Annotated in this window: 13 protein-coding genes; all 13 read right to left on the bottom strand. The window is 69.6% G+C overall.

From position 1 onward, the window contains the following. Positions 1-7: 7 nt before the first annotated feature. Positions 8-466: an excinuclease ATPase subunit gene (locus tag LRR16_RS05140; RefSeq protein ID WP_232205005.1), complete on the bottom strand. Its 459-nt coding sequence runs from the start codon at positions 464-466 to the stop codon at positions 8-10. Positions 467-518: 52 nt separating this feature from the next. Then, positions 519-1,748, bottom strand: coding sequence for a beta-ketoacyl-ACP synthase (locus tag LRR16_RS05135; protein ID WP_006579413.1), 1,230 nt, complete (start codon positions 1,746-1,748; stop codon positions 519-521). Continuing rightward, positions 1,745-2,476, bottom strand: coding sequence for a 3-oxoacyl-ACP reductase FabG (gene fabG, locus LRR16_RS05130; RefSeq protein ID WP_232204997.1), 732 nt, complete (start codon positions 2,474-2,476; stop codon positions 1,745-1,747). Before fabG ends, LRR16_RS05135 begins: the two co-directional genes overlap by 4 nt. Beyond that, positions 2,473-2,979, bottom strand: coding sequence for a beta-hydroxyacyl-ACP dehydratase (locus LRR16_RS05125; protein WP_006579415.1), 507 nt, complete (start codon positions 2,977-2,979; stop codon positions 2,473-2,475). Before LRR16_RS05125 ends, fabG begins: the two co-directional genes overlap by 4 nt. 5 nt (positions 2,980-2,984) lie before the next feature. Then, a complete protein-coding gene (locus tag LRR16_RS05120; protein ID WP_006579416.1) occupies positions 2,985-4,187 on the bottom strand; it encodes a beta-ketoacyl-ACP synthase in 1,203 nt (400 codons plus the stop codon). Next, entirely contained in the window at positions 4,184-4,768 is a 585-nt protein-coding gene (locus tag LRR16_RS05115; protein ID WP_023264795.1) for a DUF3261 domain-containing protein, read from the bottom strand. The genes LRR16_RS05120 and LRR16_RS05115 overlap by 4 nt, the downstream gene beginning before the upstream one ends. Next, entirely contained in the window at positions 4,756-5,985 is a 1,230-nt protein-coding gene (locus LRR16_RS05110; RefSeq protein ID WP_043441466.1) for an NAD(P)/FAD-dependent oxidoreductase, read from the bottom strand. The genes LRR16_RS05115 and LRR16_RS05110 overlap by 13 nt, the downstream gene beginning before the upstream one ends. A 37-nt stretch (positions 5,986-6,022) precedes the next feature. Next, on the bottom strand, positions 6,023-8,395 hold the full coding sequence (locus tag LRR16_RS05105) for an MMPL family transporter (protein WP_232204995.1): 2,373 nt from the start codon (positions 8,393-8,395) through the stop codon (positions 6,023-6,025). Continuing rightward, positions 8,388-8,930, bottom strand: a complete 543-nt coding sequence (locus LRR16_RS05100; RefSeq protein WP_232204993.1) for an outer membrane lipoprotein carrier protein LolA — start codon at positions 8,928-8,930, stop codon at positions 8,388-8,390. The genes LRR16_RS05105 and LRR16_RS05100 overlap by 8 nt, the downstream gene beginning before the upstream one ends. Before the next feature lie 92 nt (positions 8,931-9,022). Then, entirely contained in the window at positions 9,023-9,460 is a 438-nt protein-coding gene (locus tag LRR16_RS05095) for a thioesterase family protein (protein WP_006576958.1), read from the bottom strand. An 11-nt stretch (positions 9,461-9,471) separates the two neighbouring features. Next, positions 9,472-10,434 carry an acyltransferase gene (locus LRR16_RS05090; RefSeq protein WP_232204991.1) on the bottom strand — a complete coding sequence of 321 codons (963 nt, stop codon included), beginning with the start codon at positions 10,432-10,434 and terminating at the stop codon, positions 9,472-9,474. Continuing rightward, positions 10,431-11,180: a glycosyltransferase family 2 protein gene (locus tag LRR16_RS05085; protein WP_023264875.1), complete on the bottom strand. Its 750-nt coding sequence runs from the start codon at positions 11,178-11,180 to the stop codon at positions 10,431-10,433. Before LRR16_RS05085 ends, LRR16_RS05090 begins: the two co-directional genes overlap by 4 nt. Further along, complete coding sequence (locus tag LRR16_RS05080) at positions 11,173-12,633, bottom strand: AMP-binding protein (RefSeq protein ID WP_232204989.1); 1,461 nt, start codon at positions 12,631-12,633, stop codon at positions 11,173-11,175. Before LRR16_RS05080 ends, LRR16_RS05085 begins: the two co-directional genes overlap by 8 nt. Positions 12,634-12,859: the final 226 nt, after the last annotated feature.

Genomic DNA, 12,859 nt, shown 5'->3' with positions numbered 1-12,859 from the left:
CGGACGGTCAGTTGCCCACGCGGGCGTAGTCGCCCTTCAGCGCGACGCCAACCACCACCGCACCGGCGTGGCATTCGTACTGGTCGGCACTGGCCATCTCGTTCTTCTTGTAATAGCTGACCAGGTTGACGACGGCGTTGGCGTCCATTGTCTTCGCCTTGTCCTGGAACGACAGCAACGCGGACAGTGCGGCCCAGCGGCAGGCCTCCTCATCGCTCTTGCCCACGCCGTTGGTCTTGCGGTTCGACACGTCGCTGCCCTTGGTCTCCAGCACCTTGGGCGTGCGCTGGCCGGCGAAGAAGAAGCGCACGGAGCCGTCGAGCTTCTCCTTGGCCTCCGGCATGTCCAATACATCCTGGATGGGCAGCAAGTACTTGGTGTCGCGGGCGCTGGCGGGAGCGCTGACGATGGCACCGGCAGCAATGGCGGCGAAGATTGCACGGCTTGCGTATTGACCGAACTTCATGATTTTCCTTGTCGTTGTCGAGGTTCAACAAATCAGGCGCGAGACGGGCCGTTCAGTCGGCCCAGCGCCGGAACACCAGCGAGGTGTTGATGCCGCCAAAGGCGAAGTTGTTGCTCATCACGTGGTCGGCTTCGAGCACGCGTCCTTCTCCGGCGATGTAGTCCAGCGGTGCGCAGCGTGGGTCGGGCGTGGTCAGGTTCAGCGTCGGCGCGAACCACCCCGCGCGCATCATCTCGATGGTCAGCCACGCCTCCAGCGCGCCGCATGCGCCCAGCGTATGGCCCAGGTAGCTCTTCAAGGAGCTGATCGGCACGCCGGCACCCAGCACGGCATGAGTCGCGTGCGACTCGGCCACGTCGCCGTGGTCGGTCGCGGTGCCGTGCGCATTCACATAGCCGATCGACGAAGGATCGATGCCGCCGTCGCGCAGCGCCAGCCGCATCGCCTGCGCCATCGTGTCCGCATTGGGCTGTGTCACGTGCGCGCCATCGCTGTTGGTGCCGAAGCCCACCACCTCGGCCAGGATGCGCGCGCCACGGGCGCGCGCGTGTTCGAGTTCTTCCAGCAGCAGCGTCCCGGCGCCCTCGCCCAGCACCAGGCCGTCGCGCGCGGCGTCGAACGGGCGCGGCGTGGTCTGCGGGGCGTCGTTGCGCGTGCTCGTGGCGAACAGCGTGTCGAACACGGCCGCCTCGGTCGGGTCGAGCTCCTCGGCACCGCCGGCCAGCATCGCCACCTGGCGCCCCGCACGGATGGTCTCGTAGGCGTAGCCGATGCCCTGGCTGCCCGAGGTGCAGGCGCTGGAGGTCGTCAGGATGCGGCCGGTGATGCCGAAGAACACGCCGATATTGACGGCGGTGGTATGCGGCATCATGCGAATGTAGGTGGTCGCGCTGACGCCTTCGGTCGAGCAGTCCAGCAGCATCCGGCCGAAGTCGGCCACGGCTTCCGGCGTGCCGGTGGACGAGCCGTAGGCGATGCCGAGCTCGCCGCTGGTGACCAGCGGGTCGCCATACAGCCCGGCGTCGCGCAGCGCCGCCTCGCTGGCCAGCACCGCCATCAGCGCGACCCGCCCCATGCCGCGAGTGCGCTTGCGGGTGTAGTGCGCCGGCGTCTCGAACTCCGGAACGGGAGCGGCGAGCTGCGTGTTCAGGCCCTTGTACTTGCTCCAGTCCTCCATCCTGACGACGGCGCTCTGGCCGGCGCGCAGCCGTGGAGCCACCGTGGCCCAGTCGTTGCCGAGCGCGCTGATGGCGCCGGCACCGGTGACGACGACGCGCTTCATCCGAACATCCCTCCGTTGACGGAGATCACCTGGCGCGTGATGTAGCCCGCGTCGGCCGACAGCAGGAAGGCGACGGTGGCGGCCACCTCGTCCGGCGTCCCCATGCGGCGCGCGGGAATCAGGCGTAGCGCCTCGTCGCGAACGGCCGCGTCGATCATCTCGGTGTCGATCAACCCCGGGGCCACGCAGTTGACGGTGATCTGGCGCTTGGCCAGTTCGATCGCCAGGGCCTTGGTGGCGCCGATGATGCCGGCCTTCGCCGCGCTGTAATTGGCCTGTCCGCGGTTGCCGACCAGGCCCGATACCGACGACAGCGTGACGATGCGTCCTGGCGCGCGCCGCTGGACCATCGGCATCACCACGGGATTGAGCACGTTATAAAAGGCATCGAGGTTGGTATGGATGACCTCGTCCCACTCCGCACCGGTCATCGCCGGAAAGGCGGCATCGCGCGCGATGCCGGCATTGCACACCACGCCGTAGTAGGCGCCGTGCGCGTCGACGTCCTGCTGCAGCGTCCGCGCCGACTGCTCCCGATCGGCCACATCGAAGGCCAGCACGCGCGCGGCGCGTCCGAGGCTGCGCACCGTGTCGGCGACCGACTCGGCCTCGTCGCGCCGGGATCGGCAGTGCACTACGATGTCATGGCCCTCGCGCGCGAGCCGCAACGCAATGGCGCGGCCGATGCCGCGCGAGGAGCCGGTCACGAGGACGGTGTGGTCGCTCATGGCTTGTGTCCTTGCAAGAAAGCCTGCGCATCCGCAGGCTGGAAAACGGAAACGTTGGCGCGGGCTACCTCGCGCCCGTCCATATCGATGGCGCACGAGAACATGCCCAGCCCGTTCTCGCCGATCAGCTCGACCCGGGCCGTAATGGTCAGCTCGCTGCCGCGGGGAAATGCCGGCACGTCGCAGGTATAGCGGCGCGAACCGAGCAGAAAGCCGATCGCCGGTGCGCTGCCGCCGCGCCGGGCGCGCGCGCCGGACCACGCGGCGATGGTCTGCGCCATGTACTCCACGCCGACCCAGGCCGGCATGCCGTTTGCGTCGACAAACAGCTGCGTGGGCCGCACGGTGGCGCGTGCAATCGCATGATCCTCGTCCGCATGCAGCAGCGCATCGAGCAGCAGCATCGCGCCGCCATGGGGCACCATGGCGGCGATATCGCCGGCAACGCTCTCGGCCGCCGGCATCGGCACGGCAATGGTGTTCGGGGTCGTGTTCGTGGTCATCGTCGTCACGCCGCACTGAGAATCAACGCGCAATTGCTGCCGCCGAAGGCGAACGAGCTGCTCATCGCATGGCGGGCCGCCCGGCCGAGCCGATCGCGCGGTCCCACCAGCTGCAATGCCGGCAGCGCGGGATCGGGCACGCCGTCCCACCAATGCGGCGGCAGCCGGCCGTGCGCGTTGTCGACCAGGGTCAGCCACAACAGCGCGGCTTCGATCGCGCCGGCCGCACCGAGCGCATGGCCGGTCATCGGCTTGGTGGAACTGGACAGCACGTCGGCCCCGAGCACGGCATGGACGGCACGCGACTCCATCGCGTCGTTGTGTCCGGTACCGGTCCCATGCAGGTTCAGATAGTCGATCTGCGCTGGCGCAAGGCCGGCGCGCGCCAGGGCCTGCCGCATCGCCTGCTGGGCACCCTTGCCTTCCGGCTCGGGCGCGGAGATATGGTAGGCATCCGAGCTCTCGCCCCAGCCCGACAGCCGGACCGGTCCGGGTTCGAGCGACAACACGAACAGCGCGGCGCCCTCACCCAGATTGATGCCGGCGCGGTGAGCGGAGAATGGGTTGGTGCGCGCGGCGGACACCGCTTCCAGCGCACTGAATCCGCCGATGGTGAACGGGCACAACGAATCGGCAGCGCCTGCGATCACGGCATCGGCGATGCCGGCGTTCAGCAGCCGTGCCGCGGCCGCCAGCGCCTTCGCACCGGACGAGCAGGCGGTCGACAGCGTATAGGCGGGGCCGCGCGCGCCAAGTTGCGCGGCGACAAAGGCCGCCGTCGAACCGAGCTCCTGCTGGGCGTAGTCGAATGCGTCCGGCCAGCGGCCCTGTGCCAGGCGCGCGCGCACGGCGTCCCCGCCCTCGCGGATGCCGGAGGTGCTGGTGCCAAGGACCACGGCGACGCGCCGCGGGCCGAAGCGGCTCGACACGGCCTCGGCCTGCGGCCGGATCTGCGCCAATGCCTGCAGCAGCATCGCGTTGCCATGGGTCCGCTGCGACGGGGGCATATCTGCAGGAAGCGCCGGCGGCGATGGCAGGCTGCCGACATGCATTGGCCTGCCGGGCGTGAAGCGATCGGTCACCTCGCCTCCGTGTGGTCCGTCGTCACGCCACAGCGCGGCGCGGACATCGCCGCCGCCGTTGCCGAGTGCGCACAGCACGCCCATCGCGTTCAGATAAACCGGTGGCGTTGTATGCCCGGACATCATTGCGACGTCTCCCCACCGGCCAGCGTGCGGATCGTCAGCGCATAGCCGTCGCGATGTTGGATGAAGCGCAGCGTGCCGGCGTCGGCGTGCTGCACCTCGGCGACGACCTCGTCGCCATGGTGTAGCACTCGCCGCCCTTCTCCCTCGCGCACGGTCCAGCCCGTTGGCAAGGCGTCCGCGACAGCGCGCAGCGGCCACAGCGACAGTTGCAGGTCGCTGAGGATCCGCTCGGGATCGAGCTGCGCGGGCGCCCAGGACGCGCGCGAGACATCGAGCCGTGTGCCGTCCCAGTCCAGCCGAGCCAGGACCTGCCCGCCTGCGAGCGCAGCCAGCCGCGTATGCTTGGCGTCGGCCTGCAGCAGCGCAATCAGCTCGCGCGTTTCAACCCGGCCACCGGCCGTCCGGTAGCGCGCCTCGATGTGCTGCTGTACGGCGATGGTTCGCTGCAGCGCCGCCGGCTGCAGACGCAGCACGGGCGCGGCAGCTGCGGCGGATGGCGATGGCGATGGCGGCAGGCCGGCGCACGCCGCCAGCCAGGCGACGAGTCCTGCGGCCACCACGGTCTGGATCAGGCGCGGCAAAATTCCTCCAGCACGGTCAGCCGGCGCTTCGACTCCACCACGAAGGGGTTGCTGCGGTCCCATGCGTATCCGGCCAGGATCGACGAGATCATGCGGCGGATTTCCGGCGTGGCATCGGGGTGGAAGATCAGCGTCTGGAAGGAGCCGGCATACCAGGCTTCGACGAACGTGCGAAAACAGTCGACCCCCGCCTTCAGCGTGCGCGCATAGTCCTGTTCCCAGTCGACCGCCTCGCCGGCGAACTCGCGGGCGATGCAGTCCACCGCCAGGCTCGCGGACTTGAAGGCGATCGTCACGCCGGACGAGAACACCGGGTCGAGGAATTCGCCGGCATTGCCCAGCAGCGCGTAGCCCTTGCCCCACAGCGACCGCACATTGGCCGAATAGCCGGTCAGCTGGCGCGCCGGGGTGTCCCAGCGCGCGTCGGCAAGCAGCGCCGCCAATGCCGGCTCTTCGCCGACCAGCGTTTGCAGCCGTTCCATGTCGGTGCCGGCATAGCGGTCGAGAAAGGCCTTCTCGGCGACCACGCCGAGCGAGCAGCGGCCGTTGGAGAACGGGATCGTCCAGTACCAGACGTCGACATGTTCCGGATGCACGCTGATGCGGATCTTGTTGCGATCGAATGCGCCGGGCGCGACGCGGTCCTCGATATGCGTGAAGATCGCGCTGCGTACCGGGAAGTTCGATGGCGATTCCAGATCGAGCAGGCGCGGCAGCACGCGGCCGAAGCCCGAGGCATCCAGCAACTGGCGGCATTCGACCTGATACGGCCCGCCATTCTCCCCCTGCACGGTCACGCGCGGACGAGCGCCGTCGAGCTCGACCGCCGTGACCTGGTGGCGGAAGCGGACCTCGGCACCCTGGCGCTGCGCATCGCGGATCAGCACATCGTCGAAGTGTGCGCGCTGGACCTGGTAGGTCGTACCCCAGCCCGGCGTGAACTTGTCACGGAAGTCGAACTCGGTGTAGCGGTCGCCGCGCACGAAGGCGGCGCCGTTCTTGTACTGAAAGCCCGCCTCGACGACGGCGCGAAGCATGCCGGCCTGCTCGATGTATTCCATGCTCTGCGGCAACAGGCTCTCGCCGATGGAGAAGCGCGGAAACGTCTCCTTCTCCAGCACCAGCACCGCGATGCCGCGCTGGCGCAGCAGCCCGGCGGCCACCGCGCCGGCCGGTCCCGCACCGATGATCAGCACATCGACGTATTGAAGTTCCATCTGTTGCATCTGCGTATCCTCGAAGTCTGGCGCGCCTTCAGCGCGCCACGTTTTGATCGGTTGGCGCGGGCCGAAACCACGGCGACAGTATCCACACGGCCCCCACGCCGCCGAGCATGGTCATGCCAAACGCATGCAGCGCCGGCGTCGCCGACAGGGCGAGCAGGCCGAACGCCAGCAGCGTGCTGGCCGCACCTAGCACGATCGCGGTCCATGACACGCCGTCGCCGGGATGCTCCAGCAGAAAAATTCCGTAGTCGACACCGACGCCCAGCAGCAATGCCAGCGCCAGCACCGAGAACAACTGCAGTGGCACGTCGAGCCAGCCCAGCATCGCGACGCTCAGTGCCGCGGCCAGCAAGGTCGGCACCAGCGCTCGCCATGCGGCGCGCCCATGGCGCCAGGCCAGCAGCACGGCGACCACCGCCGCACCTGCCACGAGCAGCCAGGTCATCATCGCGCGATAGCGGGCCAGCAATGCGGAATAGTCGGCCACGCGGTCGACCCATAGCGCGCCTGCGACAGGTGCCACCGCCGCGGCCACCGCCCCGATCGCATCGCGACCGTCCAGTCCCTGCAGCATCATGACGCTGGCATGGTCCGGGCCGATCTGTCCCAGCCATAGCTGCCGCAGTGGCAGCGACACCGGATCGGCGAGCCATGCCGGCAGCGTCAGCACGGCGCCGGACGCTGCAACGGCCGGACCGGCAGCCGCCGACTCGCCCAGTGCGCGGCGCACGCGCGCGCGCACGTCGTGTTCGACCCTGCCGGCCAACGCCGCATCGGCCTGCTGCCGCGCGGCCGAGGGCACCCAGTCGGACAAGGCCAGCACGCCGCGCAGCTGCCCTGCGGACACGACCGGCGCAAGCGCGCGCTTGACGGCTTCCTCGCGTTGCAGCACCTGTTCCGGCGTGGCGCCGCGCACCACGATGAACTGGGCGGGACTTGCCGTGCCGAGCAACCGTGCGGCGACCCGCTGCGCCTCGACAAGTTCCGGCGGCGAACTCTGCAGCTGACGCACGTCATCGCTGACTCGCACACGGGACACGCCGAGCGCGATGAAGACACCAAGCAGCCCCAGCGCAAGCGCGGTGCGGCGGTCCGCTCGCACACGCGGCCAGCGCGCCAGGCTGCCGGCCAACCAGCGGGACAGCGGCGTGGGCCGGACCGGCGCCCGGTCCAGCCACGGGAACCACAGCACCACTGTCAGGAACGCGCACACCAGGCCGGTCGCCGAAAACAGCGCCATCTGGCGCAGACCGGGGAACGGCGCGACGCCCAGCGCCAGATAGGCCGCCACGCTGGTGGCCAGCGCCAGCGCCATGCCGCCGAACAGCATCCGCACGGTGCGCGCGGGCGTCCATGCCGGCCGGGCCTGGCGCATCACGAAGTAGTGGATGCCGTAGTCCTCGGCGACACCGACCAGGCTCGCGCCGAACACCAGCGTGATCAGGTGGACGCGGCCGAAGACCAGCGCGGTCACGGATAGCGCCGCGGCCGTGCCGATCACCAGCGACAGCGCGACCAGCCCGATCGGCCGCAGCGAGCGGAAGGCAAGCCAGACCAGCAGCAGCACCGCCGCCAGCGAGCCCAGCCCGATCACATTCATTTCCCGGTTGGCCTGAACAGCGGCCGCCTCCGCATGCAGCGGAATGCCCGCCGCCACCACCTTCACGTCGCCGTCGCCCTGCTGGGCGGCGCGCTCGCCCGCGGCCAGCAAGGCTCGGTAGTCGGACGCGCCATCGGCGGCAAAGGCCGCGCGCGCCGCGTGGTAGCCGAGCACCACCCATTCGGCGCCGTCGCCACTGACCGTGGCGAGGCCGTCGCGCTGACGGACCGCGGTCGCCCCGCCCCGCGCGAGCCACCAATCCGGCCACAGATTCAGCGGATCGGCCTGCCAGTCCGCCAGCCGGGGCCCGGCCGCGAACTGGTACAGCCGCGCCAGCGATTGGCCAGCCAACGCCTCGGTGTCCGCCCGCGTCAGCATGGCACGCTGGGCGTCGGTCAGCATGCCGGCACGGTACGGGCGATAGAAGTCCAGCGCCGCGTCGAGATCAAATGCTCCCATCCGCGCGGACGGCTGCAGCAGTGCGCCGCCGGGCGCCGCCGCGGCCGCAGCGGCAAAGCGCTGAGCCGCCGCCCGGGCACGCGGCCAGTCCGGCGCGCCCACCAGCACCATCACCTCGCGCTCGGCGTTGTCGGCCAGTTGCCGCAACGCGCGGTCCGCGATCGCGGTGCGCTCGGTCACCGGCAGCAGCGCCAGCACATCGGTATCCAGCCGCGCCTCGCGCCAGAACTGCAGCTGGTGCACGACCAGGCCAATCGCCAGCAGCAGCCAGACGAGCGCCAGCGCCCGGGCCATGCGCGTCGGCCCGGGCGTGCCCCGCACGTCGATCGCAACGTCAGTCAACGTCGATCTCCCGGGCCGCGTCGGCACCGGCCACCATCGGCGCAAGCAGGCGCACCACGGTGCTGTCGCCGCTTGCCTCCTGCAGACGCACCTCGCGGACGAAGCGGTCGCCTTCCAGGTCCACTCGCTTCAATACCCTGCGCATGTCGGCATCGGTGGGCGTCAGCGCAAGTCTCCAGCCCTGTTTGCCATGCACTTCGCCGGTCATGGCGAAGCGTTGCGCCAGCGCGGGCGCATCTGCACGCAGCACGGCAAGGATGGCTTCGAGCGCCGCACGCATGCCCGGTTGCGCATCGGCCTGCAATTGCTGCTGGACGCTGCCGTCGGCCCCGCGCATGGTCAGGCCCCGCGGCGTCAGCAACAGGCTGGACGCGATCGGCGCGCGCGTCTGCCAGAGCAAGCCGCGGCCGCGTGCCAGCACGAAGTCGCCGCGCGAGACCAGCGGCATGGCAAAGCCTGCAACCTTGCGGGTCTGCTCGAACCGGCCCCGGATCACCGGCGCATCGTCGAGCCGCACCGCGACCTGGTCCAGCATGCTGGCGGCATTTGCAGAAGCGCTGCCAACTGCGATCGCCACAAGAAGGAAGCACCGCGTCATGCCCGACGCGACCCGCCAACACTGCGCCTTCACGACGCCACTCCCAACCGCTCGGCCAGCACTGGCGGGCAGACATAGCTCATTTCGCCGGTAGCCATCTCCACCGGCACCTGGATCGTGTAGCCACGCGTGAGCCGCTGGCCAGTCGCCGCGTCGCGGATCTCGTAGTCGATCTTGAGCCGGTGCTCCCACTCGGCGATGGTGGCCCGCACAATGGTCTGCTGTCCATAGACCAGCGGCCGAATGTACTTGATTCGCATGTCGACGACGGGCCAGGCGTAGCCGGAATCGCGCATCGCCGGATAGTCGTAATCGAAGCGGGCCAGCAACGCGCAACGGGCCAGTTCGAAATAGCGTGCGTAGTTGCCATGCCAGACCACGTCCATCGGATCGAGGTCGTGGAAGGCGGGGCTCAGTACCAGTTCATGCGCGAGCGGTGCGTGCGCTGAGGACGGCGGGATCGACATGGAGGCCTTGCTCAGTGGGCGTCGCCGTCGCCGGCGTCGCTCCAGAAATCGTAGAAGTTGAACCATTCGTAGGGTGCGGCGCAGACCTGCATGGCCAGCCAGTCGGCATAGGCCTGCGCATGGTCCGTCAGCGCCTGCTGCCGCGCGCCGCGTGGCAGCACGATCGCATCGGCCAGCTTTGCGAAGCGCAGCAGATGGCCATCGCCGGCTCGCACGCAGCTCATCGCCAGCAGCGGGCAGCGAAGCAGCGCCGCCAGCGCGTACGGCCCGATCGGCATTCGGGCCGGTGCGCCCAGGAAGGAGACCGTCACGCTGCGGCCGCCTTCCAGCGGCACGCGATCGCCCGCAATGGCAACGAACTCGCCGGCCTCGATCTTCTGCTGCAGCATCAGCGCTGTCGCCGGCGTAATCTCGGTGACCTGGATCAGCTGCACCACCGATTGCGGATCGAGCCGGGACAGAATCCGGTTGAAGCGCTCGGCGTGCATCGTGTGCACCAGCACATTGACGCGCAGCCCTGCCTTGTGGGTGGACACCACCCGGCACAGTTCGAGGCAGCCCATGTGGGCGGTGACGATAACCGCGCCGCGTCCGCTGTCACGCTGCCGCGCCATCAGTTCTGCGCCCTCCCGGCGCACCGCGTTGAAATGGTACCGGCCGCCGATGGCGAGCATCTTGTCGAGCAGCGTTTCGGCGAACGACATCAGATGCCGCAGGCTGTGGCGCAGACCCGGCTCCGCGCCGCATGCGCCGCTGTACCGGTGCACGTGCCGCAGGAAGTCCAGCGAGGCCCGTCGCGCGGCGGGCCTGGCCAGCCAGTAATAGATCACGACGGGATACAGCAGCACACGGAACAGCGCCCGGCCGAATAGCCGATTGACCGCGTACAACGACCAGATGCCCCAGACGCAGGTGGACTCGGCGATATCGGCCCAATGCGGCGACCACCGGCTGCTCGATGCGGACGGGTTCATGCGGTCCCCCAGCCGACCTTGCGCGCGAGCAGCAGTGGCGCGCGCATCAGCATGCCGGCGAACAGCCGCGCGTGCATGCCGGAGATCAGCGCGTTGTCGCGCCAGATGCGGAAGTGGGACACGCCGTCGGCGGGATAGGTGACGCGCACCGGCACGTTGACGATGCGCACGCCGCGCCAGACCATGCGCACCAGCACCTCGATGTCGAACTCCATGCGGCGACCCAGCGGCACGCTCTCCACCAGCGGGACCAGCGAGGCCAGCGGATAGACCCGCAGTCCGCACATCGCGTCGCGCACTGCGAATGACAGCGTGTTGATCCACACCCAGATATGGGTCAAGTAGCGCCCCACCAGCCGCGCGCGCGGTACCGACTCGTCATAGACCGGACAACCGCAGATCAGCGCCTCGGGGCTCGCCTCGGCAAGCGCCAGGAAATCGGCGACGCGGGCGCTGTCGTGCTGGCCATCGGCGTCGATCTGCAGCACATGGCTGTAGCCGCGCTGCCGCGCATGCCGCGCGCCCGCGATGATGGCCCCACCCTTGCCCTGGTTGGTGGGCAGCCGCAGCAGCTCGACACGGTCCGGATGGCTGGCGGCCAGCTCGCGCAATACCTGCGCGCACGCCGGCGCGCTGCCGTCGTCGACGAGCAGGCACGGCACCGGATGCGCGAGCACCGCGGCAAGAACTTGCCCGACCGCGTGCTCGTGGTTGTACACAGGGATCAACACGACCGGTCTAAACATCGCCGGCTCCCGGGACGGCACAGAACATGACGCGGCCGCTGGCATGCTGACCGGCATCCGACGCCAGCTTGAACGTCAGCGTGTTGCGCTCCGGCTGCCAGTCGAGATCGACGCGGACGACATCGCCGGGACGAATCACCTGCTGAAACTTGAGGGCGTCGAGCTGGCGGAACGCGCTGCGCGGCGGTACTTCGAGCGACTGCGCGGCGAGCGTCATCACCCAGTCCAGCTGCGCCACGCCTGGCACGATCGGCGCGTGCTCGAAGTGGCCATCAAACACCGCGAGGTCCGCGTCGATGCCAAGCCATGCCGCGGCACGCCCCGGTGCTTCGGCGGGCAGCCATTGCACCCGCGGCAGCACGCCACGCACCATCTCGCGCAGCATCGCCTCGGTCGTCTTGCCCTGCGCGTTGCAGGGCAGCGCGGCCGGGAAGCACCAGCGGCGCGGCAAAGCGATCGGCTCCAGGGCCTGTACCAGCAGCGCGCGCAATGCCGCGATCAGTGCCGGCCGGCCTGCGTCGGCGAGCAGCGCGGCACCTGCGGGGGCTGGCACCGCGACCACCGCGGTACGCAGACCGATGTCGAGCTCGACGGTCAGCGCGCGCACCTCCTCGACAAGCGGCGAGGCCACCAGCAATTGTTCGATGCGGGTCAGCGACACGCGTTTTTCCTCGATCTTCACGATGCGATCGGCGCGCCCGGCCAGCACGAAACTGCCGCCGTCTGCCGCTTCGACGCGATCGCTGCCGACCAGCCAGCCCGGCTGCGCCAGATGGCCGGAGCGGACGGCGAGCAGGCCGTCTTCGATGCGCCATTCGACGCCGGGCAGCGGCGTCCAGGCGAGGTTTCCACCGCTGGCGGTGCGCCACGCGATTCCCCCGGTCTCCGAGCTGCCGTAGACCTCGATGGGCCAACGTCCGAGATGCGCATGCGCGTCCGCGGCGGCGTCCGCCGGCAACGGACCGCCCGACGAGAACACGGCCCGCAGCGCCCGCCGGGCGCTTGCCCAATCGAGCGAGGCCGGCATCCGGCGCAGATGCGCCGGGCTGCTGACCAGCACCGCGCCAGGCGATACGTTCGGCGCGGTGCGGACGATCTCTTCATGGAAGGCAAAGCGTACCGCCGGCATCCGGCGGAACGCGGCCAGGGGCCATAACACGCAGAACAGCAGGCCGTAGATGTGCTGATGCGACACCGTCGTCAGCACCTCCGTGCCGGCGGACAGCGCGGCGCCGAACGCCGCCTGCAACGCTCTCACCTCGCAGTCGAGTTGGTCCAGGCGTTTGGGCAGGCCGGTGGGGACGCCCGTCGATCCGGAAGTGAACAGCGTCACCGTGGTCGACCGAGGACACAGCGGCGGCCAGGACAGGACCTCGGCCAACCGGTCCGCTTGCGACTGGACACCAGGATCGGGCAGCAGGCCATCGGCCAACTCGCCGGCGAAGCCGTCCACGAACGGACGCAGTGCGGCCAGTGTCTCGGGCCGCGTATCGCCTGGCAGCACGACGTGCTTGCCGGCGTGCCAGGCACCGAACAGCGCCGCAGCGAATTCGGGCGCGGCGTCGTGATAGAGCGCCCACCGGACGCCCTGGCGCGCGCCGAACGCGTCGCGCCATGCGGCGACACGTTGCACGAAGGCCGCCGCACCGAGGCCGCTGGCGACGGTGGCGTCCGGCGTG

The sequence above is a fragment of the Cupriavidus sp. UGS-1 genome, from assembly GCF_021213615.1.
In the GTDB taxonomy this organism is placed as follows: Bacteria; Pseudomonadota; Gammaproteobacteria; order Burkholderiales; family Burkholderiaceae; genus Cupriavidus.
Note: the sequence above shows the minus strand (reverse complement) of the source record. Positions and strands in the feature narration are given on the sequence as shown.

Excerpts from the sequence above, each read along its gene's own strand:
- LRR16_RS05090 (WP_232204991.1), bottom strand. The coding sequence starts at position 10,434 with ATGAACCCGTCCGCATCGAGCAGCCGGTGGTCGCCGCATTGGGCCGAT.
- fabG (WP_232204997.1), bottom strand. The coding sequence starts at position 2,476 with ATGAGCGACCACACCGTCCTCGTGACCGGCTCCTCGCGCGGCATCGGC.
- LRR16_RS05100 (WP_232204993.1), bottom strand. The coding sequence starts at position 8,930 with ATGCTGGACCAGGTCGCGGTGCGGCTCGACGATGCGCCGGTGATCCGG.
- LRR16_RS05140 (WP_232205005.1), bottom strand. The coding sequence starts at position 466 with ATGAAGTTCGGTCAATACGCAAGCCGTGCAATCTTCGCCGCCATTGCT.
- LRR16_RS05125 (WP_006579415.1), bottom strand. The coding sequence starts at position 2,979 with ATGACCACGAACACGACCCCGAACACCATTGCCGTGCCGATGCCGGCG.
- LRR16_RS05120 (WP_006579416.1), bottom strand. The coding sequence starts at position 4,187 with ATGATGTCCGGGCATACAACGCCACCGGTTTATCTGAACGCGATGGGC.
- LRR16_RS05095 (WP_006576958.1), bottom strand. The coding sequence starts at position 9,460 with ATGTCGATCCCGCCGTCCTCAGCGCACGCACCGCTCGCGCATGAACTG.
- LRR16_RS05085 (WP_023264875.1), bottom strand. The coding sequence starts at position 11,180 with ATGTTTAGACCGGTCGTGTTGATCCCTGTGTACAACCACGAGCACGCG.
- LRR16_RS05110 (WP_043441466.1), bottom strand. The coding sequence starts at position 5,985 with ATGGAACTTCAATACGTCGATGTGCTGATCATCGGTGCGGGACCGGCC.
- LRR16_RS05135 (WP_006579413.1), bottom strand. The coding sequence starts at position 1,748 with ATGAAGCGCGTCGTCGTCACCGGTGCCGGCGCCATCAGCGCGCTCGGC.